This is a genomic window from Tamlana carrageenivorans, from assembly GCF_002893765.1.
In the GTDB taxonomy this organism is placed as follows: Bacteria; Bacteroidota; Bacteroidia; order Flavobacteriales; family Flavobacteriaceae; genus Pseudotamlana; species Pseudotamlana carrageenivorans.
In genome coordinates this window covers 3,051,579-3,075,375 of the sequence record NZ_CP025938.1, presented here as the reverse complement: position 1 = coordinate 3,075,375, position 23,797 = coordinate 3,051,579, and the positions used below count along the sequence as shown (strand labels likewise).

At 35.4% G+C, this 23,797-nt stretch carries 24 protein-coding genes, 1 tRNA gene and 1 pseudogene; 12 read left to right on the top strand and 14 right to left on the bottom strand.

Annotation, left to right across the window (positions count from 1 at the left end; genetic code table 11):
* Positions 1-128: 128 nt before the first annotated feature.
* Complete coding sequence (locus C1A40_RS13360) at positions 129-1,457, bottom strand: type VI secretion system contractile sheath protein TssC (protein WP_102996323.1); 1,329 nt, start codon at positions 1,455-1,457, stop codon at positions 129-131.
* Positions 1,458-1,463: 6 nt separating this feature from the next.
* Positions 1,464-1,901, bottom strand: a complete 438-nt coding sequence (locus tag C1A40_RS13355; protein ID WP_102996322.1) for a hypothetical protein — start codon at positions 1,899-1,901, stop codon at positions 1,464-1,466.
* A gap of 210 nt (positions 1,902-2,111) precedes the next feature.
* On the opposite strand from C1A40_RS13355, the pseudogene C1A40_RS13350 reads away from it, so the two are divergent.
* From C1A40_RS13350 to C1A40_RS13340, 3 genes and pseudogenes are all read left to right on the top strand, one after another.
* Positions 2,112-3,532 (top strand): annotated as a pseudogene (locus tag C1A40_RS13350) (L-serine ammonia-lyase).
* A 204-nt stretch (positions 3,533-3,736) separates the two neighbouring features.
* Positions 3,737-4,555, top strand: a complete 819-nt coding sequence (panB, locus tag C1A40_RS13345) for a 3-methyl-2-oxobutanoate hydroxymethyltransferase (RefSeq protein ID WP_102996321.1) — start codon at positions 3,737-3,739, stop codon at positions 4,553-4,555.
* A gap of 191 nt (positions 4,556-4,746) precedes the next feature.
* A complete protein-coding gene (locus C1A40_RS13340; RefSeq protein WP_102996320.1) occupies positions 4,747-5,451 on the top strand; it encodes an RluA family pseudouridine synthase in 705 nt (234 codons plus the stop codon).
* A gap of 103 nt (positions 5,452-5,554) precedes the next feature.
* On the opposite strand, the gene C1A40_RS13335 is transcribed toward C1A40_RS13340, so the two are convergent.
* The 3 genes from C1A40_RS13335 to C1A40_RS13320 all read right to left on the bottom strand — a co-directional run bounded on the left by C1A40_RS13335 (position 5,555) and on the right by C1A40_RS13320 (position 9,070).
* Complete coding sequence (locus tag C1A40_RS13335) at positions 5,555-6,400, bottom strand: sensor histidine kinase (protein ID WP_102996319.1); 846 nt, start codon at positions 6,398-6,400, stop codon at positions 5,555-5,557.
* A gap of 329 nt (positions 6,401-6,729) precedes the next feature.
* A complete protein-coding gene (locus tag C1A40_RS13330; RefSeq protein WP_102996318.1) occupies positions 6,730-7,581 on the bottom strand; it encodes a DUF2911 domain-containing protein in 852 nt (283 codons plus the stop codon).
* A gap of 289 nt (positions 7,582-7,870) precedes the next feature.
* A complete protein-coding gene (locus tag C1A40_RS13320) occupies positions 7,871-9,070 on the bottom strand; it encodes an IS4 family transposase (protein ID WP_102994434.1) in 1,200 nt (399 codons plus the stop codon).
* A 215-nt stretch (positions 9,071-9,285) separates the two neighbouring features.
* On the opposite strand from C1A40_RS13320, the gene C1A40_RS13315 reads away from it, so the two are divergent.
* Entirely contained in the window at positions 9,286-9,501 is a 216-nt protein-coding gene (locus tag C1A40_RS13315; RefSeq protein WP_102996316.1) for a hypothetical protein, read from the top strand.
* A 204-nt stretch (positions 9,502-9,705) separates the two neighbouring features.
* Here the strand turns inward: C1A40_RS13315 and murA are convergent, their stop codons facing one another.
* From murA to C1A40_RS13300, 3 genes are all read right to left on the bottom strand, one after another.
* On the bottom strand, positions 9,706-11,016 hold the full coding sequence (murA, locus tag C1A40_RS13310; RefSeq protein ID WP_102996315.1) for a UDP-N-acetylglucosamine 1-carboxyvinyltransferase: 1,311 nt from the start codon (positions 11,014-11,016) through the stop codon (positions 9,706-9,708).
* 5 nt (positions 11,017-11,021) lie between these two features.
* Entirely contained in the window at positions 11,022-11,675 is a 654-nt protein-coding gene (locus tag C1A40_RS13305) for a DUF4290 domain-containing protein (protein WP_102996314.1), read from the bottom strand.
* Positions 11,676-11,741: 66 nt separating this feature from the next.
* A complete protein-coding gene (locus C1A40_RS13300; RefSeq protein ID WP_102996313.1) occupies positions 11,742-12,035 on the bottom strand; it encodes a DUF493 family protein in 294 nt (97 codons plus the stop codon).
* 179 nt (positions 12,036-12,214) lie between these two features.
* On the opposite strand from C1A40_RS13300, the gene C1A40_RS13295 reads away from it, so the two are divergent.
* From C1A40_RS13295 to C1A40_RS13275, 5 genes are all read left to right on the top strand, one after another.
* Positions 12,215-12,754: an AAA family ATPase gene (locus tag C1A40_RS13295; RefSeq protein ID WP_102996312.1), complete on the top strand. Its 540-nt coding sequence runs from the start codon at positions 12,215-12,217 to the stop codon at positions 12,752-12,754.
* A 1-nt stretch (position 12,755) separates the two neighbouring features.
* On the top strand, positions 12,756-14,663 hold the full coding sequence (locus C1A40_RS13290; RefSeq protein WP_102996311.1) for a RecQ family ATP-dependent DNA helicase: 1,908 nt from the start codon (positions 12,756-12,758) through the stop codon (positions 14,661-14,663).
* Positions 14,664-14,693: 30 nt separating this feature from the next.
* Positions 14,694-15,641 (top strand): methionyl-tRNA formyltransferase, encoded by a 948-nt coding sequence (gene fmt / locus C1A40_RS13285; protein WP_102996310.1) that lies wholly within the window; start codon positions 14,694-14,696, stop codon positions 15,639-15,641.
* A 191-nt stretch (positions 15,642-15,832) separates the two neighbouring features.
* Positions 15,833-16,105, top strand: coding sequence for an HU family DNA-binding protein (locus C1A40_RS13280; RefSeq protein WP_067147527.1), 273 nt, complete (start codon positions 15,833-15,835; stop codon positions 16,103-16,105).
* Between the two features lie 120 nt (positions 16,106-16,225).
* A complete protein-coding gene (locus C1A40_RS13275) occupies positions 16,226-16,786 on the top strand; it encodes a YqgE/AlgH family protein (RefSeq protein ID WP_102996309.1) in 561 nt (186 codons plus the stop codon).
* Here C1A40_RS13275 and C1A40_RS13270 read toward each other — a convergent pair.
* Both C1A40_RS13270 and C1A40_RS13265 read right to left on the bottom strand, forming a co-directional pair.
* Positions 16,783-17,625 (bottom strand): aminotransferase class IV, encoded by an 843-nt coding sequence (locus C1A40_RS13270; protein WP_102996308.1) that lies wholly within the window; start codon positions 17,623-17,625, stop codon positions 16,783-16,785. The genes C1A40_RS13275 and C1A40_RS13270 overlap by 4 nt on opposite strands.
* Before the next feature lie 69 nt (positions 17,626-17,694).
* The gene (locus C1A40_RS13265) at positions 17,695-18,087 is read right to left on the bottom strand and encodes an START-like domain-containing protein (protein WP_102996307.1); all 393 of its coding nucleotides are present in this window, start codon (positions 18,085-18,087) and stop codon (positions 17,695-17,697) included.
* A gap of 131 nt (positions 18,088-18,218) precedes the next feature.
* Here C1A40_RS13265 and C1A40_RS13260 point away from each other — a divergent pair.
* From C1A40_RS13260 to C1A40_RS13250, 3 genes are all read left to right on the top strand, one after another.
* Positions 18,219-18,292 (top strand) — tRNA-Met (locus C1A40_RS13260).
* Between the two features lie 419 nt (positions 18,293-18,711).
* Positions 18,712-19,086 (top strand): substrate-binding domain-containing protein, encoded by a 375-nt coding sequence (locus C1A40_RS13255; RefSeq protein ID WP_102996306.1) that lies wholly within the window; start codon positions 18,712-18,714, stop codon positions 19,084-19,086.
* A gap of 72 nt (positions 19,087-19,158) precedes the next feature.
* Positions 19,159-19,536, top strand: coding sequence for a substrate-binding domain-containing protein (locus C1A40_RS13250; RefSeq protein ID WP_102996305.1), 378 nt, complete (start codon positions 19,159-19,161; stop codon positions 19,534-19,536).
* 515 nt (positions 19,537-20,051) lie between these two features.
* Here the strand turns inward: C1A40_RS13250 and C1A40_RS13245 are convergent.
* From C1A40_RS13245 to aldA, 4 genes are all read right to left on the bottom strand, one after another.
* Positions 20,052-20,285: a hypothetical protein gene (locus tag C1A40_RS13245; RefSeq protein ID WP_102996304.1), complete on the bottom strand. Its 234-nt coding sequence runs from the start codon at positions 20,283-20,285 to the stop codon at positions 20,052-20,054.
* Between the two features lie 73 nt (positions 20,286-20,358).
* Positions 20,359-20,553, bottom strand: coding sequence for a hypothetical protein (locus C1A40_RS13240; RefSeq protein ID WP_102996303.1), 195 nt, complete (start codon positions 20,551-20,553; stop codon positions 20,359-20,361).
* 144 nt (positions 20,554-20,697) lie between these two features.
* Positions 20,698-22,110 carry a purine-cytosine permease family protein gene (locus C1A40_RS13235; RefSeq protein WP_102996302.1) on the bottom strand — a complete coding sequence of 471 codons (1,413 nt, stop codon included), beginning with the start codon at positions 22,108-22,110 and terminating at the stop codon, positions 20,698-20,700.
* A 239-nt stretch (positions 22,111-22,349) separates the two neighbouring features.
* Positions 22,350-23,789, bottom strand: coding sequence for an aldehyde dehydrogenase (gene aldA, locus C1A40_RS13230; protein ID WP_102996301.1), 1,440 nt, complete (start codon positions 23,787-23,789; stop codon positions 22,350-22,352).
* Between the last annotated feature and the right edge of the window lie 8 nt (positions 23,790-23,797).

Below are 23,797 nucleotides of genomic sequence, written 5' to 3'. Positions count from 1 at the left end.
AATTAAATTTTAACTTTTGGTTGCTGGTTATTCCCTAAAGCTTAAAACATACGCCCTATAGCCAGGCATGTCACCTTGAGTATATTATAAGTGATTCAGACATAATTTATCAAAGCTATTAAGTCATCTCAGCCTTTCTGCTCGTAATGCGCCTCCCAAGAATTAGCCTTGCCCGAATCGCCAATTTTACCATTTAAATGAATTAAAAAGTTTTTGGCTGGAAAATATGGTTCCATATAAAGTTCCAAATGCACACGATCTTTATGTTCCATATCTTGTTCTAATCGTTTAATGCTAAAACTTTCAATCAATTTTTGAGCTCCTGTATTTTTATCTAAAAAGCTCACAATATCATGAATAAACTCTTTTCGGGTACGTACGTTAAAATTCTCGAAGGTTTTTCGGTTAAAATAATCTATAAGCACTTTGCTTACATAATCAAAAACGCGCACTACCGAATAAGTTTGTAGCCCCAAATTATTTCCATTAAAAAGTGTTTTTGCCGAGTAGGCTATAATTTGGCCATTTTCAAAATACATGGGTATCAAGCCCAAGCCTTCTAAAATAGCTAAATCATGCTTTTTAAGCTTAAAACAAACACCTCCTACCCCTTTTAATGCACCGTATTTTCTTCCGGCACTTGCCTGAGACAAGCTGTTACTATAAAGTTTCCCTGCCACAGCCAACGATGGTGGTACATACAAATCGTCTTCCTCGGCAATAAAATCATATTTTCCTCGTCCAACGAACCAATTACAGGTCATAACCACATTAGACAAATAGGTTTCATTACGCACGTGATTGGTCGTTTTAAAATGGGCCACTACATCATCGGGTGCATCCAAATGTGCAAAATCTGTTACCATAAATACTTTATGTTCAAAAGCCAGTTTTGCCCAACGGTCCAATACCTTATTAGCCCCCAAATAACCCGGAATAACAAGCAGAGAATAGTGTGAACTTAAATCCAAGCGATCAAAAGCCGAATTAATTTCATCTCTTACCGCATCAATAAAAACAGGATTATCTAAATCTTTGAGTTGCTCAATATCTGCATTCATTACGGTTAACCGCGAAATACTTGCTTCATTGGCATTATTAAAAAATAAACCAACCGAATGATAAGCAACCTCCAATGGTTTGGCTTTTTCAATCGATGCTTTTAAAAAGCGCTCGTAGTCAGATTTTAATTGTTCCAAATTCTTAATCAAAATAGACCGCATATCTAAAAAACCTTCACCGTCTTCAAGCAAAGTTTCCCAAAGCCCTAAAGTATAACATAACGCTTCCTTTTCTTCCTTAGAAAGTTTCAAATCATCAATACCGTCTTCAGCAGAAATAAAATGTAATGGCGGTATCAGCTTTTGTAAGACGTCTCTACCAAAAGCTTCCCAAGCTTGGATTTCCACAGCATTATTCAACTTGTTTTCTAAATTTTGACTTTGTTTGCTACGCATGAATCTTTATGTTTTTCTAAGTTCTTCTTTCAAGGCTTTTATTTTTTGTAAAAGGGCGGTTTTGGCGGTGTCATCTCGAATAATGACTTGGATATCTTCATCGGTATTTAGCGTTTTTAAAACCTCAAAACAACATGTTTTTTCACGTTCCAAACGGTTTAAAAAGTCACTTTTAGAGAGCATACTTTCTGGAGCAAAATAGGTTATATTCCTAAATTCAACAGTTTCATGTATAAGTTTACCCTTCGAATCATGAAACTTAACACTTACCTGCGGTTTAAAGTGATTAAAAAAGTCATTAACTGTTTGTAAATCTGTCACCACTTCCGGAACCAAATCTGGTAAATCTGTAAATTTTTGAACTATAAACGTTCTGTTATGCGACAGTGACTCCACACCATCGTTATGCTTTAACCCCCAGTCCAATCCTTTCTCTATAGTCATATTCTATTATATTTAAAAAATGTTAAATATAACAAGGTTTTTATTAAATCAAAATTTTCCTACATTTTAAATGTTTGTTAGGTATTATTTAATACTGGCTATTAATGCTTTAACAGCTTATAAAACCTAGCAACCCATGCCAAAATCAGTTACTATAAATTCATTAAAATTCATCATAAAAATATATACCTTTACGCAAACTCAGCCCCTATGGAATGTATCTCTGTTTTCGACATGCTTAAAATTGGTGTAGGTCCATCTAGTTCTCACACTCTGGGACCTTGGCGCGCGGCCGAACAATGGATAGCCGAACTAAAAAAGCGAACACCTTTGGCCAGGTAGAAAACATACAAATCGATTTATATGGGTCGTTGTCATTAACCGGTAAAGGGCATGCTACCGATTTAGCAATCATGCTAGGTCTTACAGGTGCCGATCCAGAAACCATGCCCACAGAGGATATAAACCGCATTATTTCAGAAATAAAGACAAGTAAAACCCTATGCTTCAATAACGAAAACCGCATCCCATTCGACCCGAATACCGCTATTGTTTTCAATAAAAAATTTCTGCCTTTTCATGCTAACGGACTTCGTTTTTCAACGCTTATAAAGGGTAAAAAACAAAGTTCAACTTTCTATTCTATTGGAGGTGGTTTTGTGGTTAAAGAAACCAAAAACAACGCAAAAAAGAATTTCGAGATAAAATGCAGCTTCCCCTATCCTATCGATAAAGGCACCGAGTTGCTTCAATTTTGTAAAACCTGGGACAAATCGGTTTCAGAAATCGTTCTTGAAAACGAAAAATCCATTCGTACAGAAGCCGAAATTGACGCCGAATTAAAACGCATTTGGGATACCATGCTAGATAGCATGTACTTGGGCTGCCATACCGAAGGGACACTTCCAGGTGGCTTAAAAGTACGCCGCCGCGCCTTCGATATTCATCAAAATATAAAAGGCACAGCACCTTATAGTAACGCTGTCGAGTGGATTTATTCCATCAGGCAAACCGAAGTTAAATTCCGTCAAATCCTTAAATGGGTAAGCTGTTTTGCACTTGCTGTTAATGAGGTTAATGCTGCTTTAGGACGTGTAGTTACAGCACCTACCAACGGAAGCGCTGGCGTAATTCCTGCCGTGCTCATGTATTATTTGGTTATCGAAAATCACGACGGAAACTTCGAAGACATCAAACGTTTTCTATTGGTCGCTGGCGAAATAGGAAGCATCTTTAAAAAAGGCGCAACCATAAGTGCGGCAATGGGCGGTTGTCAGGCCGAAATTGGCGTGTCTTCAGCCATGGCTGCTGGCGCTTTATGCGAACTGCTTGGTGGCACCCCAGAACAGGTTTTGGTCGCTTCCGAAATTGCTATGGAACATCACCTGGGGCTTACCTGCGACCCTATTGGCGGACTCGTGCAAGTGCCCTGTATTGAGCGCAATGCCATGGGCGCTATAAAGGCAATAAACGCTGCCGAATTGGCGCTAGACACCAGTCCAGAGAACGTAAAAGTACCTCTAGACAAAGTCGTTTCAACCATGTGGGAAACCGCTAAAGATATGAATACCAAATACAAAGAAACCAGCAAAGGCGGCCTTGCCGTAGGCGTTCACCTCACCGATTGTTAATAGTTTTTGGGCGCAACCCTAAGGGGTCGGGCTATCCGTTGCAAGTCCGCGGTCGTACCTCCCTGTGGGCTTTTCACTTCTATCCCTTGCGCAGCGCACGTCAAATATTAAACCCATCATAAAACCAGAAGCTAAAGCCATAAAAATTTAGCCATATCTGCTTTATTTAGTATTTTTGCATCTCATAAAATTTATACAGAAAAAATGTCTACAGCAAAAAAAGAATACAAACGAGTAACCGTAAAAACCTTAGTCGATATGAAAGCTCGTGGCGAAAAAATATCGATGCTTACCGCATACGATTATACCATGGCTAAAATCGTAGATGGCGCTGGTGTCGATGTCATGCTCGTTGGCGATTCGGCAAGTAATGTAATGGCAGGTTACGAAACTACGCTGCCTATTACGTTAGACCACATGATTTATCATGCCTCATCGGTGGTACGTGCTGCAAATCGCGCTTTAATTGTTGTCGACTTACCTTTTGGAAGCTACCAAAGTGATCCTAAAGAAGCCCTACGTTCGGCCATTAGAATTATGAAAGAAAGTCGAGCCCATTCTGTAAAATTAGAAGGTGGTAAAGAAATTAAAGAGTCTATTAAGCGTATTTTAAATGCTGGAATTCCTGTAATGGGCCATTTGGGTTTAACACCACAATCCATTTATAAATTCGGAACCTATACGGTTCGTGCTAAAGAAGAACAAGAAGCAAAGCGCCTCATCGCCGATGCTAAAATGTTAGAACGCATTGGTTGTTATGCCATCGTTTTGGAAAAAATTCCTGCCCAATTAGCTAAAGAAGTTGCCGAAAGTGTTAGTATTCCTATCATTGGTATTGGTGCTGGTCCCGATGTAGACGGACAAGTTTTAGTTCTACACGATATGTTAGGGATGACCCACGAATTTCACCCTAGATTTTTACGCCGCTATTTAAATCTTTACGAAGACATGACCACAGCCATCGGACAATATGTTGATGATGTAAAAACAGCAGATTTCCCAAATGAGGAGGAAAAGTATTAGATTTTAGGCTTTAGGCTTTAGGCTTTAGGCTTTAGGCAAAAAAATAAATTACAGTAGGCTATTTGCTTTTGGCAATAATAAATAATCATTAATAAATATTAAATTGTTATGGGCTATAAACTGTAAACAATAATTACGCATCCCCATAACTAATAACTAGTAACCATCAACCAACAATAACCAACAAAAAATTGACCGCCTCCAAGATCCTTTCCAACAAAACTAATCTCCAAGTACTTTATGAAGACAATCACATTATTGTTGTAAATAAACGTGCTGGCGATATTGTGCAAGGAGACAAAACAGGCGACAAACCTTTAAGCGATGTGGTTAAGGCGTATATTAAAGACAAATACAATAAACCTGGAAATGTGTATTTGGGTACGGTTCATCGTTTAGATCGTCCCACAACAGGCTTAGTAATTTTTGCAAAAACCAGTAAGGTCCTACCGCGATTAAACAAACTGTTTATATCTAAAGACATTCAAAAAACCTATTGGGCTGTGGTAAAAAATCAACCACCAAAAACGGCCGATACCCTAACACATTGGCTGGTTAAGAACCCTAAAAACAACAAATCTAAAGCCCACAATAAAGACGTTACAGCAAGCAAAAAAGCCGTACTTCATTATAAAGTTATAAAAAATTTAGACCGTTATTTTTTACTTGAAATCAATTTAGAGACTGGTAGGCATCATCAAATAAGGTCTCAACTTGCTACTATAGGCTGCGCTATAAAAGGCGATTTAAAATATGGTTTTGACCGCAGTAATAAAGATGCTAGCATTCATTTACACGCCAAACACATTGAATTTATTCATCCTGTAAAAAAAGAACCCATAACCATTAACGCCCCACTTCCCGATGATGTCATTTGGAAGGCCTGTGAGTCATAATCATATGACTTCCACTCTTTATCTACCCCATTTAAAATAATTGGATGAATTCGAAGGCAAGATTTAAGCCCTTCATAATTTTTTTAGACGTCAAAATCTTATTTTAAACCAAAGCGTCTTCATGCTTAGCTTTGCTTAGCGGATAACGAATAATTAACTCCACCCCTTCTCCAGGCGCACTATTCAACGTTAATTCGGCATTAATCAATTTTGCACGGCTATTTATATTAATAAGTCCAGAGCCCTTTTCTACGGTGTCCATATCAAAACCTTGTCCATCATCTTTAGCTATAACGATTAAAAAATCGGATTGGTAATCCATAGAGATATTGATTGTTTTGGCTAGGGAATATTTTACAGAATTCGATAAAAACTCTTGAATTATCCTAAAAAGCATCACTTCATCTTTACTACGTATAAATTGTTGTTGATTACCAATAACCTGAAGAGTTGCTTTATCAAAGCGCATACGCTCTAGGCGCAACAGTTCGTTAGAAATCGATTTTTCAAAACCCAAATCTAAAACCACATCTCCATTAAGGGTTTTAGATAAAGCCCTAACTTCGGTTAAACTCGATTTTAAGGTTTCATGAATTTCTAATACTTTATTTTCTAAAGTCTCAGGACACAAACGTAGAAGTCCGCCGGCCTGCATATTTCCAAAAATTAATAATTGCCCTACGCTATCGTGTAACTCCCAGGCAATATCTTTTAAAATCTGTTCTTGAGTTTCGGCTTTAGCAATAGCTATCTGGGTTTCAAATTCTTGTTCGCGCTTAATTTTATCTTGCAGGAGTTTATTTTTACGAATATTAAACATCACGAAAAACGCAATAAACAACACGACAATAATAGCTAAAACATTAATCATGTATATAAGCATGTAACGCTCTGCCATTGATGTACCGCCCAAACCTTCACCTGCTTCAATAACGCTTAAAACAATCATAAAAATAGTGGGTTAGATGTTTCAATCACTAGAATACTCAAAACGCCTATCCAGGTTTCAAGCTTTCTAAATGAGGCTAAAGATATTGAATAAATCACGAATAATCGTGTAGGAACAACACAGAATGTGTTATGGTGATAAAAGAAAGAAAATGAATTACGAGGCTAAGTTTACAGACTAGAGTAATAAAAATGTCAACTTGAACTTGTCGAAATATCACAACGCATGTTGCTCATATAGGTTTCGACAGGCACAAGCTGACACTTCTTTATTAAAAGCCATTTTAGACTGGCTTCGCTTCTATGATCTGTTTTAAAGAATAAAGCGCATTATTTGCCCAACCATTCTTTCAAGAAATCTTCATTCATTTTAACATAATCATCATTGCCTGCAATTTTTGCTAACTCTAATGATTTTCTTGCCGCAGCTATAGCGCCTTTAGTATCACCAGCTTTTGCATGAATTAAAGACTGTTTTCTAATATAGTAAAAAAGAGGTTTCTCTTTAGTCATGTCTACTGCTTTATCAATCCACTCCATAGCTTGATTAGGATTTTTTCCTTCCTGTAAATAGTATGAAGCAGCCGCATAATAGTCACTTGCTTTAGGAGTACCACTCATTACATCATTAATACTAGCTAAAACGGCATCATCTGTTGGCACCGTAAAAGGAATAGCAATGTATGTTTTTTCCCAAATAAGTTCAATGTTTGCACCTCCATTTGTAATACTATTGATATCTAATGTAAAGGTTTCTACGTTAAAAGGCACTTCGTGAGCTTTTACAGAAGTTACTGCCACCACTTTAGATTCATCCCATTTTTTAGGTGTTCCCCAATTTTCGGTATCAGCATAAAAATATACTTTCCAAAGACTTTCGCCTGGCTCTGTAAAAACGGCATAAGACCCTGCTTTTACCTTATGATTTGCAATGGTAGCATCGGTACTGAATGTAATGATGGTATTTTTATTAGCACCAGTACGCCAAACTTTACCAAATGGCACTAAATCACCAAAAATTTTACGGTCTTTTACGCCTGGTCGTGAATATTCAATAGTCACATCTGTTAAACCAACTTTTTGTTCAAGTTTTGATGCTGGACTTGGTTGCGGTGTGTTTACCTGAGCATTGACAGCATATACTGTAGCACAAGTCATAAATAGTAATAGTAATTTTTTCATTTAAATTGTTTTTTTGAAATTTTAAGTAGCTCTAAAATTAAGTATCGAAAAATCGATTTTTGTTAACAAAAGCATAAAAATAAATTATTTACCGCTTTGCCCCTTCAATTTAAAAATATGCTCAAGGTTTAGTCCTAATACTTTAATAAGTAAAAAAGAAAGCAGGTACTTTTCATTAAAGAGTATTAAAATTTCTATTGTTGTCCGATAAAAAACAGAATTAGCTAAAAAAGCTTTGGTGTTGGCCTTTTTTATTGATCGCACTCTTTATTTTGAAAACAGAACCTCCTTATGGGTCAAAAAGGCTTAATTGCCCAATGTTTTTGGTTGTAATCTCTTCCCAATTAGCTTCTGGGTTTTTCAGGAATTTGAACAAATCGATATATGTCATCAAATGGTATCGTATGACGGACATCATATTGGAATAAGCCCAGTTTCTTTGGGCTTTTCTTTGGATCACAAGCATAATGAGCTGGATTATCAAACTGACCCAGATTTGTATTTCGATGGCATTTTGATTGTCTCCCAAAAAATACTTTAGCGGAAAGTTCTGTTTAAGCCGCTTGAACATCGTCTCAATCTGCCACCTATTTTTATAGATGTCGGCTATTTTGTCTGCGTCAAGATCATAATTATTAGTGATGAACTCATAAACTTTTTGGTGCTTTTCGTGCCAAAAAGCGATTCTCCTCAGGGAAAAAGCATTGCCGTTTTTGTCCGTAAGCCCTATTTTTTCGTCCTTTAAGACAGCATCGTCCACTTTATTGGAGATATCAAACTCTTCAAGGCTTGTATAGCGAGCATTGTCCTTTTGCCGAGTCACAAAGTAAACATCTTCCAGTGTCCATTTTTGGTATTGCTCATAATCCACATACCCTTTGTCAAAAACCACATAAGAGCCCTTCTTGAGTTCCAGGTCTTTTAAAAAGGTGTGGTCGTGCGTGGCCGCGCTTGAAAACTTAATCAGACAAGGAACGTCTTCCATGGCGTTTATCATAGTATGCATCTTGATACCTCCTTTCTTTTTGCCGTTGAGCGGGTTCCTTCCTACACCTTTAAGAATGTCGCTAAATAGGGGGATGGTCGAGGAATCAACGATTTTAAGGTTCTTCACTGCAGGTTCTAAGGGTCTGCTGTCCGATAAAAAGCGATGGTAACGTTTGTAGAGTAAATGATAAATATCGGCAAATACTTCAGAGCTTCTTCTCCTGTTAGCATCTGACAAGGTACTGCGTTTTGGAAAGTCCGTGAGTCCTAGATGGTTGATCTTTCCCTCGCAGGCAAGCATAATACTGGAAACCTCACGAAGTGAGCTACAGCCACTGATCACGGTAAATACCATAGTGGCCAAATGCTCATAGGTGGTAAACTTTTTGGTATAGCGATCGCTGTTGTGCTTTTTGGCTGTCCGATGAACATCTTTGGGCAAAATGAAATTTAATACCTGTTTGATTATGGGGTGTCCGCTAAAGTTTTTACTTTTATTCATATCTTGGATGTGTGATAACTTCAAGATACAAAATAAGCGGGAAATCCTATCTTGGAAATCCCGCTTTTAAAATCTTTTATCGGACACTAATGTAAAATTTCTATAAATATTTAAGATAAAAATTGAAAATTTCATAAATTTCATTATATTGGCAAATTGTGATGAAAAACTACTCGTCACTTCCCTTAAAATTATATAAAGATTAAACACACCGTATGGAGATAATTGACCGAGCTTTAGAATTCGAGCAACGTAAACACACGTTTAAAACGACTAGTGAGCGCATTGAATCCTCAAGAGAAGTAAAAGACCTAATATTAAGTTTAAACACCATTTATAAAGAACAAAAAGATCCTGAAATCATGGATCTTATGAAACGATTGACGGCGATTAAACAAAAAATTGAAAAAAGGTTAAAAGGCAGACCTTAATAGGAATAACACCCTTGCTAATTCTTTATTTGCAAGGGTTTTTTATGACCTGTTTAAACATTGTTATTCTTCAAGTTCCACAAGCCACTTTGCATTTACATTTATTGTTCCAATGAAATACCTTGTAAAAAGAACAAAAAAAGACTTGGTTTAAAATATTAAAACAAGTCTAAATTCGGTATAAATATTTTAGGCCGTTTTTATTTAATCCACACGTTCTATTTTTGCTCCAATAGCACGTAAACGTTCGTCGATATTTTCATACCCACGATCTATTTGTTCTATATTTTGAATGGAAGATGTTCCTTTTGCTGAAAGTGCCGCGATTAACAATGAAACCCCCGCACGAATATCTGGAGAGGTCATTGTTGTGGCCTTTAAAGTCGATTTAAAATCATGACCAATAACGGTAGCCCTATGCGGGTCACAAAGTATAATTTTCGCCCCCATGTCTATCAGTTTGTCTACGAAAAACAAACGGCTTTCAAACATTTTTTGGTGAATTAAAACACTACCTCGAGCCTGTGTAGCAACAACTAATATGATGCTTAATAAATCTGGAGTAAACCCTGGCCATGGTGCATCAGAAATATTTAAAATGGAACCATCAATAAAACTTTGTATTTCATACCCATTGGTATGAGCAGGGATATAAATGTCATCACCGCTCTTTTCCACGGTAATTCCTAACTTTCTAAACGTTTCAGGAATTAATCCCAAATCATGCCATGATACATTGGTAATGGTAAGTTCACTTTTAGTCATTGCAGCTAAACCAATCCAACTTCCAATTTCAATCATATCGGGCAGCATGGTATGCTCGGTTCCGCCAAGGCTATCCACACCTTCAATTTCTAATAAATTAGAACCTACACCGCTAATTTTAGCGCCCATTCTATTTAGCATCTTACAAAGTTGCTGTAAATAGGGCTCGCAAGCAGCATTATAGATGGTTGTTTTACCTTCAGCTAAAACCGCTGCCATCAATATATTGGCTGTTCCAGTTACCGAAGCTTCTTCAAGCAACATATAAGTACCTTTTAGTTTTTTAGCTTCAACGCCATAAAACTGCTCTTCTTTACTGTATCGAAACTTAGCGCCTAAATTGATTAGACCTTCGAAATGTGTATCCAAACGACGACGTCCAATTTTATCACCTCCAGGTTTAGGAATAAACCCTTTTCCAAAACGTGCCAGTAGCGGCCCAACAATCATAATGGAGCCTCGCAAGCCGCGACCATCAATTTTAAATTGATCGGATTCTAAATAGCTTAGATTAACCGCATCGGCTTGAAAAGTGTAAGACCCTTTCCCTAGCTTATTAATTTTAACACCTAAGTGTTCTAACAATGCCATTAATTTATTGACATCAATAATATTTGGAATATTATGAATTGTAACCACTTCGGGCGTTAATAAAACAGCACATAAAATTTGTAATGCTTCATTTTTAGCACCCTGAGGCTGAATGCTTCCTTTTAATTGGTGACCGCCTTCAATTTTAAATGTTCCCATGGAATTTAATAGCGTTTTCTTTGTCGGTTATTGGAATTATTCTTTTTATGATGGGTTTTCTTGGTATTACTAGTTGAAAATTTCGTTTTAGAACGCATCAAGCTGTTTGCATCTGATAAATCTTCTTCCGAGTTTTTCAAATTAATTTTTCCACCAGAAAGTTCATATAAATGATCGTAAATTACAGCATCTTCTACGGTGTCCTTGTTCCAATTTAAAAAGCACTTTTTCATATGATTTGCAATCGTATAAATTAAAGCCTCTTTTAACTCACCATCTTCCCAAGTATTAGCCACGTCTATCATGGTTTTAATATTATTCCCATAAAAACGGTATTTAGGGAAATTTTGCGGGTATCGTAGTGGTTCTGGACGTTCTTCGTAGATTTCCTTTGTTGGAATCGGGTAAGGCGAATCGGCATCTAATTCAAAATTAGACATAATAAACATTTGGTCCCAAAGTTTATGCTGAAAATCGGGAACATCTCTTAAATGCGGTTGCATATTTCCCATGACCGCAATAATGCCTTTTGCGACTTTATTACGTTCTTCTTTGAATTCTAGGGATTTGGCGTAATTAATCATTTTCTGCATGTGCCTTCCGTACTCCGGAATGATTAAATGTTCACGCTCTGTGTTATATTCTAAATTATCAATCAAAATAAATGTGTAGAGTTTTATTGTATTGCATGAAGTGTTTCTGCATGCGCAAAGTACAAAAAAAAACTAAAGACTTATAACGCCTTCAACATTTTCTGCAACTTCTTTATACTTGGCAATGATGGCTTCAGGGTCTTTCATGGTAACATTAATCGAAATGCTAGTGTATTTCCCGTTTTTAGATGCTTTCGTGTCGATAACCGCTCCTAAATTATCAAAAATATTTTCTACTTGAAGTATTTTTTCAGGGGTAGAAAGGACTATAAATTTATATAGATATTCCGATGGCCATTGCGCTGTATCGTATAATTGTTCTTTTAATTTTTTATAAAATTCTTCCGAATTAGGAGCTGCGTTCATAGTCTTATTTTCTTATGCAAATATACAACTTCATCCATTCTTATCGGTATGATTTTCTTGATGAATACTTCAATTAAACAAAAAAGATAACAATAAGTAGGCTAACAAAACAAGCTTAGATGAATTTCAATTTTTTTTATCGCGGCTAAATTCCGATTTTTACAGCAAATATAGCCGATTTGAACACGAAAAAAATTATAATAACAGGAGGTCCAGGTACAGGAAAGTCTACATTAATTAACGAATTAATAAAAAGAGGATTTCCTTGTATGGAAGAAATTTCTCGTGAAGTTATTATTGAAGCTCAAAATAAGGGCATCGATCAGCTATTTCTAACCGACCCACTCATGTTTAGTGACCTGCTTCTTAAAGGAAGACTCCAACAATATAAAGATGCTGAAAACCAAAAAAATAAAACCATATTTTTCGATCGCGGTGTTCATGATGTCTTAGCTTACATGGATTTTATAGGAGACGTTTATCCTTCTGAGTTTAAAAATGCTTGCAAAAATATCAAATACGACCTGGTATTTATTTTAAAACCTTGGGCTTCCATATACACCAGCGACAGCGAACGCTACGAAACTTTTGAGCAAGCTGAAAGCATACATAAACACATCATAAACACCTATAAATCTTACCACTATAACCTAATTGACGTACCTTTCGACACCGTAGAAAACCGCACAAATTTCATCTTAAAATCCATAAACCTCTAACTTGGTACACCCTATAAACATATTAGAACGCTATTGGAATTTTACCAGTTTTAGACCAGAGCAGGAGGCTATAATCAATGCGGTTATTGAGGGGGGAGATACTTTCGTGCTATTACCAACAGGAGGCGGCAAATCTATATGTTTCCAAATTCCAGCCTTAGCAAAAGAAGGTATTTGTATCGTGATTTCGCCATTAATTGCCTTAATGAAAGACCAAGTACAGGCATTAAATGAAAAAGGAATTAAAGCCATGGCACTTACTAGCGGTATAAGTTACAGCCAGTTAGACACGATGCTGGACAATTGTATATATGGTAACTATAAGTTTCTCTATTTATCGCCAGAACGCTTGCAACAAGAGTTGGTTCAAGATCGTATTCGACTCATGAATGTAAATTTAATTGCTGTTGACGAAGCACATTGTATTTCTCAATGGGGCAGTGATTTTAGGCCCGCCTATAAGAACATAGCTTTACTTAGACGAATACGTCCCTCGGCAAACGTTGTAGCATTAACGGCTTCGGCGCGACCAGAAGTGGTTTCTGATATCATAAAAGAACTGGATTTTATTCAGCCTAAAATTTTTAAAAATTCCTTTTCAAGACCAAATTTGGCCTATATGGTTTTTCATGAAAATGATAAACATTACCGCCTAGAAACCATTTTAAAAAAGAACCCTGCGCCTTCCATTGTTTATGTTAGAAATAGGAAAGCTACTATTGAAATATCGGCATTTTTAAAATCTAAAAACATAAGTGCCACTTTTTATCATGGCGGATTAAATAATGATGAAAAGGAAAAGCATATGACAGCTTGGCTGCAAAACCAGTCGCAGGTCATGGTAGCCACAAATGCCTTTGGTATGGGAATCGATAAACCCGATGTTAAAACCGTTATTCATCTTAATTTACCAGAAAGTATTGAAAGCTATTTCCAAGAAGCTGGGCGTGCAGGCAGAAATGGCCATAAGGCTTTTGCTGTAATCCTAAAAAACAACAGCGATGAAACCATGGTTAAAAATCAATTTTTAAGCACACTTCCTCCAGTTGATTTCATAAAACAAGTTTACAGAAAACTGTGTAGTTATTTTCAAATCTCTTATGGTGAAGGTGAATACGAAACCTTCGACTTCGATTTTAATCGTTTCTGTAAAACTTATCAATTTCCATCAATTTTATGCTATAATGCATTGCTTTTCTTGGATAGAAACAGCGTTATTACCCTATCTAAACAATTTAAAAATAAAGTCACCTTACAATTTATTATTTCTAACAATGCTCTTTTTAATTATTTAGATACCCATGAAAATTTCGGAATTATTGTAAAATCTATTTTAAGAATGTATGGCGGCATTTTCGACAACTTAACAAAAATAGATTTAAAAAAGGTCGCTAAAAAAGCATCGATTCCTGAATCCCTAGTAATAAGTACCTTGGAACAGTTAGAAGACGATGAAATTATCACTTTAAACTTAGCTAAAACCGATGCTCAGGTAACATTTATTGAACCCCGAGAAGATGAAAAAACAATAAATAGAATTGCCCCTATAATTAAACAACAAAACAAACTGAAACAAAATCAAGTAAAGGCCATGCTCGATTATATTGAAAACGATTCGATATGCAAAAGCGTGCAACTGCTCTCCTACTTTGGCGAAACAGAAATTGAAGATTGCAACATTTGTTCGGTATGTATTCAAAAGAAAAATAAAAAAACTTCGACAACAGATCTTCAGGCACTCAAAAAACGGGTTATTGGTGTTTTAGAATCTGGCGATTATTCTTCTAGAGCCCTTTTAGAAACCATTAATTGTTCGGAAAACGATTTAAAAGCGGTATTAAAATTACTTTTGGAGCATCAAATTATTAGTATTACACAAAAAAATACATATAAATTAAGTCATTTGTAAAATGACGATACAATAACAAAGACATCAGAAATGAAAGATTTAAGAATCGTATTTATGGGCACCCCAGATTTTGCTGTAGATACCTTAAAAACCTTAGTTGAACACCATAAAAATATAGTTGGTGTTATTACGGCGCCAGACAAACCTGCAGGCCGCGGGAGAAAACTTAATGAAAGTGCCGTGAAAAAATATGCCCTTTCTAAAAATTTAAAAATTTTGCAACCAACCAATTTAAAGAGCGAAAATTTTTTAGAAGCATTAAAAGCTTTAAATGCAAATTTACAAATTGTGGTTGCCTTTAGAATGCTTCCAAAAGTGGTTTGGCAAATGCCGGAATACGGTACTTTTAACTTACACGCCTCACTGCTTCCTAACTACCGAGGTGCAGCACCTATAAACTGGGCCATTATAAATGGAGAAATAGAAACTGGAGTTTCGACCTTTTTTATTGATGAAGAAATTGACACTGGCGATATGATTTTGCAAGAAAAAGTGGCTATCGATCCCAATGAAAACGCGGGGAGTCTTCATGACAAACTTATGGTTACCGGAAGCCAATTGGTTATAAAGACCGTTAACGCCATAGAAAAAAATGAGGTTACAACTGTGCCACAGATAATTTCAGAAGACATAAAAACAGCCTATAAACTCAACAAGGACAATTGTAAAATTAACTGGAATGCTCCTATTGACGCCATTTTTAATCATATTCGAGGGCTAAGCCCCTACCCTGCCGCGTGGTGTACTTTAGTTAATGGAGAAGAGCAACCAGATGTTAAAATTTATGCTACTGAAAAAGAAATAGAAGACCACAACTTAAGTAACGGAACCATTGTTGCCACCAAAAAAACGTTAAAAATAGCAGTAACAGAAGGTTACCTTATTTTGAAAGAAATTAAGCTTCCTGGGAAACGCGCCATGGACATTCCGTCCCTTTTAAATGGATATACCTTTGAAGAAAACGCTAAAATGCTGTAAACCCTTATTAACACTGATATTATCAATATATCCGACAAACGACATCATCTTTATTAACAAATGCGTTAAGTTATTAACAAATCTAGGTATTTCCCTTGCTATTACTTGCATGATTTGATAATCCGTATAAATTTGTAAAGGATTTAAACAAAAATGTTATCCAACTTTTATTAATAATTAAATTATACATTATGAACAAAACAGATTTAATCGACGCAATGGCAGAACACGCTGGAATCACTAAAGCTGCTGCAAAGAAAGCTTTAGAATGTGCGTTAACTGAAATTGAAGGAGCTTTAAAAAAAGGAAATAGAGTTTCTTTAGTAGGATTTGGTTCTTGGTCAGTTTCTAACAGAGCTGCTAGAGACGGAAGAAACCCTCAAACAGGAGAAACTATCAAAATTGCAGCTAAAAACATTGTAAAGTTTAAAGCTGGTTCTGATTTATCAAATGCAGTAAACTAATAATTTACTTCTTTATATTATACAAAAGCCTCCATTTGGAGGCTTTTTCTTTATATATCCTTAAAATTGTTGCATTATTAATAAATTAATATTAGTTTTAGTTACTAAATCCCTCAACATATGGTGACAATAAAACCCAAAAAAGGAAATTTATTGATTGCAGAACCTGCAATTATTGGAGATGTTTCTTTTAACCGTTCTATAGTCTTATTAGCTGATCATTCTGAAGAAGGCTCTATAGGCTTTATTCTCAACAAACCCCTCGATTACACTATTAATGAATTAATTCCAGAAATTGAAGCTACATTTAAAGTGTACAATGGAGGCCCTGTTGAACAAGATAATTTATATTTTATCCATAAAATTCCACAACTGATACCTAACAGTATTGAAATTTCTTTAGGAATTTATTGGGGAGGCGATTTTAATCGTGTTGCAGAACTTATAAAGGAAAATACCATTAATGAAAATGATATACGTTTCTTTTTAGGTTATTCTGGTTGGGATACCAATCAATTAGACTCGGAGTTAAAATCACATTCTTGGGTAGTTTCTGAAAATATTTACGAAAAAGATATCATAGAAAAAGACTACGAATCTTTTTGGAAAGAAAAAATGTTAGAATTCGGTGGTGAATATAGCATTTGGTCTAACGCCCCTGAAAACCCGAGTTACAACTAATTCAATCGAATTTTTACATTTAGTTTTTGAAGCAAACTTTTTGCTACGCCATTAGCAAAGGTTTTCTTCCTGTATTTACTTACAGACTGTATACCAACCATAACGTTGGTAATAAACATTTCATCTGCTTTTTGAAGTTCGAAAGGTGAGATTGAATCTTCCACAAATTCATACTCTGGAAGCGCTTTAATAATATCAACAAGTTGCGTTCTCATAACGCCTTTTAAACAACCATCGGTTAATGGTGGTGTTTTTATAGTATTCCCTTTAACAAGAAAAACATTCCCATTTAACGCCTCAACAACTTGTTTATTGGTATTTAGTAAAAGACAATTATCCAAATCGTTCTCTTTAGCATAAATACTACCCACCACATTTAAAGCCTTATTATTAGTTTTAAGGGTAGATAATAAACTTGGCGACACATAATAGTCTTTAAACAAATCGACTTGATATAGCGCCTCTGAAACGGTATAAAAACTTTCTGCAAGCTCATCGGTGGCAATCACAAAACTCACCTGGTTGGTTTTTGGCGTATAAAGGCCGCCTTCATTTCTATGCACACTTAATTTTACACGGGCAGATTGCTTTTGAAAACCATTAGCTTCAAGAGTTTTCTGAATTTCACTTTCTAAAAACTCCATGGTAAACGTCATCGGAATTTCCATACGCATGATGCGCATAGAAGCCATCAAGCGAAAATAATGATCTTCCCAAAACAAAATTTTTCCGCTACTCGATTTTATGGTTTCAAAAAGGGCATCGCCATAAGCGTATCCCCTATTTTTAATTGATAAAAAAGCATTGCCGTCTAAAAGTGTTCCGTTAAAATTTGTCATAAAAAATCCCGCTTACGGCGTTTTTTTGCGTAAGCGGGACAAATATAATTTAAAATATGTTATTTGTAATTAAGCAGAACCTAATACTTGCTTTAAACTTGAAATTTGATTGGTCCAAAGCATTTTAGACTCATCGACTTCATCATCTTCAGCAAAATCGGTAATAATTAAAGACACATCTTTAGTGATTTCATCAACTTGGATTCGAATTTCAAAATAACAAGACAGTCCATCTTCTTCATCAGCGATCCATCTAAACTTAACACGTTCACCACTTTTTTTATTTAAGAGTTTTGCCTTTTCTTCACTACCATCCCAAATGAAAGTAAAGAGTTCACCTCGCGAATTTACGTTATCCGAAAACCACTCCGATAAACCCGAAGGTGTAGAAATATATTGATATAAAAGTTGAGGGGAAGCGTGTATTTGAAATTCAATATCAAATCTAATTTTGTCGTCCATAAGTAATTAAGAAATTTATATTGCCAATATATACATTAATTGAGAAGTAAGACTAAAAAATTTAATATTATTTTTTTTCAGTTCTGTTTGGTAACTGTAATAATGTTTATATATTTGCAGCCTCAAATTATGGCGAGGTAGCTCAGCTGGTTAGAGCGTCGGATTCATAACCCGGAGGTCGCGGGATCGTGCCCCGCTCTCGCTACAAGTACTAAAAGGGTTTCAAGAAATTGAAGCCCTTTTTTTATTCTAAAAAAAGTATGGGTACAACATAGGTACAACATTTATATTTTTTATAGCAACTCATACTAATTGTCTTTAATTGACTATTTTTGATGTTAAAAAATATTATGTACTTGATTTCTCAGTAGCAAATTAAGTTTTTACTGGTTTAAACAGGTAAACTAAAAAATTGTTAGTCAATTAAATTCATCCACTTTTAAATTCTTTCTCTAAGTATTTATTTGGATTTTTCATTGTTAACTACTCTACTTCTACTCAATAACCATCTTTTTTAGGTCATTTATTTTATTATTAAACATTATCTATTTACATCAATTAAAATCCTTTTTAGATTAACCACAATTTTTGCATAAACACAAAAATTAGGATTGATCCCATACTATTGCGATTTTAATCCCTGAACACAATGACACCGATGCCTTTTGGAAATCGCCTTATTTAGGAATTTTAAAAGCTATTGACGATGTAAAAAGTTTAGGCATTCATGTGCAGTGCTTTACGTTTAACCAGTATCAGCCCAGCTCCTATTTTGAAAGTTTTCAAGTTTTATTAGAATCGCAACCCACAGCGGTCATTTTTGCTCCTATGTTTTTGGAAGAACCCCAAAAGGTTGTGCAGCAACTAGATACCCTTCAAATCCCTTATATTTTTTTAAACATCGATATTGAAGGATTCAATAACGTAGCTTATATCGGTCAGGATTCTTATACTTCTGGTTATATTGCTGGTAAGTTAATGCTATTGCTAAACGTATAAAAGGGTTTCATGATTATTTTAAACAGCATCATATCAATGCTGGAATTACGCCTTTAAAAATTGAAAGTTTAAATGATAGTAACCAAAGCTCCGTTAAACCAAATTTTTAATACGATTCCTGCACTGGCAGGTATATTTATTCCCTCGAGTAGAACCTCAGCAGTAATAGACTGTTTTCAGGAAAGTGGATATAAAAATTTTAAAATTATTGGATTCGATAATACGCCGCAAAACATGACCTACCTAAAACAGGGTGCGGTTTCATTTTTAATATCCCAAAAACCCTTTGAACAAGGTTATGAAGCTATACGGATTATGACCGATTTTTTAATAAAAGGTAAAACGCCTAATGAAAAGATTTACCTACCAATAGATATTCTCATTAAAGAAAATGTCATGTATAATGACATGAACCAAGCCATGTACGAAGGTACTTTAACAAATAAATAGTGCATAGCTTATAGCTTCACCTATTAAAAAATATAAACCACTTACAAAAAATGCATGCGGTTTATATTTTTACAAAGCAATTGGCTGAAGCTATTACATTTTAATACCATAGTTGTTTCCTAAGTAAGGCTTCTAAGAAATAATAATCGGCATAGCTTGCCATTAACTGTTATTCGAACATAAATAGAAAGTTCATGTGAATTTTTCCTTGATTTCCTAGTGAAGAAAATAACCGTAAAGGTATTTTTTGATTTCATTTTAAATGACTTTAATTAAACAATATCTGTTAAATCAAAAGTCAAATCAATCTCGAAAGTTCCTTAAAGATAATACATTTCGTGTAAACTACTACACACCTAATTGCACATCTAATATTTAGTTTTAAACGAATTCAAACAAACACATAAAAACAAAAAAAACACTGAAAATCAAAAGATTAACAGTGTTTTAGTTTAACTTATTACTAAGTTCGTCGGGGTGGCAGGATTTTGAAACAAAATCCAACACACTGTATTTCAATCGATTAAAAATAATATTTTCAAATAATTTACAGATGGTACATTCTTTAAAAGATCCACACCACTGCCACTCAAGGCATTTTGAAAATTCTTCGTTGAAAAAACTTGTCGGTCAACTTTATTAACCACCGAACTCCTTTTACCTTGAACCACCACTTCATTTAAACGTTCCGAACTAGGTTCTAGATACAAAGTTCCAAGGTCTATGAAAGATTGAGATTTATCTACCAAAAACGTTTTAGTTTTTTAGTGGTATACCCTATAAACGAGGCCGCTATGTAGTAATTTCCTTTCTTTAAGTTATCTAAAGAAAAAACCCCTGTTCATTTGTTATAACGCCATTAACCAAAGTACTATCCGCCACTTTATATAATGCTACAGTAGCATAATCTACAGGTATTTGACTTTCTGAATCTAAAATGATTCCTGTTACTTGAGCTTGTATTTTAAAGTATGTAAGTAAGAAAAGTACTCCTATTGTAAATAATTTTAATTTCATCAACCTTATTTAAGTTTTAGGCTTCGTTACTTCAATAACTAAGACTAATTTATATTTAGATAAATATTAAATCGGCTAGTATCATAATATAAGTTTAGCCCTAAAAAAGGGCTAAACTATATGAAAAATTTTTAATAAAAAAGTTTAAAATTTCTTCTGATACATTTTACTAAATATTAAAAATAACACACCACATAATAACCACGCAGGCAGTGTTACAAAGGATAAAAACACATCAAACTGAATAGAAATAAAATAAAAAATACCAAAACTAATAGCCCATGCCAAAAACACAGATTTATTAAACGATAGTTGCGCTAATTCTGCATAATTTTTAACAATACCCGCTTGTTTATGGAAAAAATGTTCAAAGACAATAACGGCTCCAAAAGGTGCAAGAATAAAACCATAGAGCGCTACAAAGCCTAACAATTTCATCGCAAAGGCGGGGAATAACCCTGCTACGGTTGCTACTGTACCTGCTAATATTGTTACTTTAGCTGTAGATAGTTTAGGTAAAATTGCCTGAAATGCTAATCCCGCTCTGTATATGGTAGGGTTAGCTGTAGTCCATCCCGCTAAAACAACGGCAATAATTCCTAGGATTCCAATAGCATTATTAGCTAAAGGTCCTGGTGCTACAGGAGGTGCTTCGCCGTTACTTAAAAAGGCCTGAGCTTCTGGCGATTTTAAATAAACCGCATATAATAGGGCCGCAGCAATCCAAGCCATATAATGCCCTACATACATCCCTGCTGCTGTTGCCCAGCCTGCTTTTGCTTCCTTAGCGAATCTAAACACAGACAAATCAGACATACCAATATGCATCGCTCCATTGGCAAACCATGACCAAATAACAACATGCCAAAAGGTAAATTTTGTTTGTCCTGGAAAAGGCTCTCCGCCTTCTCCCCAGATATTCCAAAAATCTGAAAAACTACGAACACCTAATTGATTAAGAGCAACAATTCCACAAGCCACAAACGCAATAACAATAACAGGAGACATCCAATTGGCTGCTTTGGTAACTGTGTCATAACCTCTAGCTGCAATTATTGAAATAACAGCCCCGATAAGGATTACAATAACAATCCAAGTTAAACCATTAGGCATGGTATCTGTTAGTTTTGGCATGGGCATATCGAAAGGTATACCAACTGCTGTTGCCGAAACCGTTATCATAGAACCTGCCAGAAAACAAAATAATATACCATTGGCTAAATTATAGCCCGTGACTAATTTTTTACCACAAATTTTCTCTAATTGAAAATATAAAGTAAGTCTGTTTTTTACTGCAATTTCTGCTGTTAAAAAACGCCAGCTTAAAACCGCTAATATATTACCTATAAGTAAACCAATTATTAAATCGAAGGCACTTACGCCAGCAGTTAAAAATAAAGGGCCTATCATAAATTCTGTTCCAGCAGCATGCTCGCCGGCATACATTCCTATAAAACTTTTCCAACCTTTAAGTTTAGACTGCGGTACAGGGGTTCTTTCAAATTCACCTCCTGCGAGCTGTTCAATGGCATCTTGTTCTTGACTATATTCTGACATATTTAGTTGCTAGTTTGTATTTATTAAAGTTCTCTTTTTTTCATTTATTAGCCAAAAATTAGCATGTGAGGGTTAAACACAGCCTATCAAATTAAGCACCTTAATTATAAAGCTTTGACTATTAGTGTTACGAAAATAAATGCGAACTATTTGTTTTCTGTCCTGTATTGTGATGTAATCATGTATTTTAACAAAAAACTCAGCTACATAAGTAACTGATTTTATTTATAATCCCTTAATTAGTAATACTTTGCATAAACCACTCGTGTATGCAAATATTCTTCCATACCATGCTTTCCATCTGCGCCGCCAATTCCAGATTTTTTCCATCCTGCATGGAAGCCTTGAATGGCTTCAAAATGTTCTCTATTTACATAAGTTTCACCAAATTGCAAGCTATTAGTAGCATGCATGATGTTGTTATAATTTTCTGAAAATATTGATGATGTTAAACCATATTGACAATCGTTAGCCAGCGCTATGGCTTCATCTAATGTGTTGAATTTCAATACTGGTAAAACAGGTCCAAAAACTTCTTCTTGAATAACTTGCATGTCCTGAGTACAATTTGTTAAAAGTGTAGGCTCATAGAAATACCCTTTACTAAATTCTTCCGGACGCTTACCTCCTACTAAAACTTCGGCACCTTCCTTTTTGGCAAATTCAACCATCTCTGAAATTTTATCTACTTGAGATTTAGAAACTAAACTACTCATATCGGCATTCACTCCAGTTAACGCATCTTCAACGGTAACCTCGCTCATTTTCTTCGTTAGTTTTTCCACAAATTCATCGTAGATACTGTCTTCTACATAAACACGTTCTGCACAATTACAAACTTGTCCGCTAAAAATCACTTTTGAAGCCACAACAGCATTTACTGCTAATTCTAAATTCGCATCAGCACAAACAATAGCAGGCGCCTTTCCGCCTAATTCTAAAGAAACTTTCGTGATATTTTCGGCTGCAGCTGCAATAATTTGTTGACCTGCAGAAACACTTCCTGTTAAACTAATAATACCTGTTATAGGGCTTTTTGAAAGCGCGTTCCCTACGGTTCGTCCTGCCCCACAAACAAAATTTAAAACTCCTGCAGGCAATTCAATTTTCTGAATTAACTCAGCAAATTCCATAATAGTATTTGGTGCTTCAGAACTTGGTTTTATAACACATGTATTTCCTGTTACAAGTGAAGCGGCCACTTTTCTAGCCATTACGAAAAACGGAAAATTCCATGGGCAAATACCAACAGCAACTCCAATTGGCACTTTATGAAGGTAAATATGTTCTTTAGCGCGATCGCTTTGAATAATTTCTCCCTCAATGCGTCTGGCCCATCCTGCGTTATAATCGAAATAATCGGCCGTAACATCAATTTCTACTTGTGCTAAGCCAATGACCTTAGCTTGTTCCTTCGACAAAGTTTCAGCTAAAAACACTCTATTTTCTCTAATAACATCGGCCATTTTATGTAAAAAAGCTGCTCTTTGAATCGCTGGTAAAGCTTCCCAGGCTGGTTGTGCTGCTTGGGCGGCTTCTAAGGCATGATTAGCATCTTCAATAGTTCCTGTAGAAATAGTACTTATGATTTCTTCGGTACAGGGGTTTAAAATTTCGATCACACCAGTGGCTTTTGAATCTACGAACTGTCCGTTTATATATTGTTTATAATGTTTCATTTGAAAAA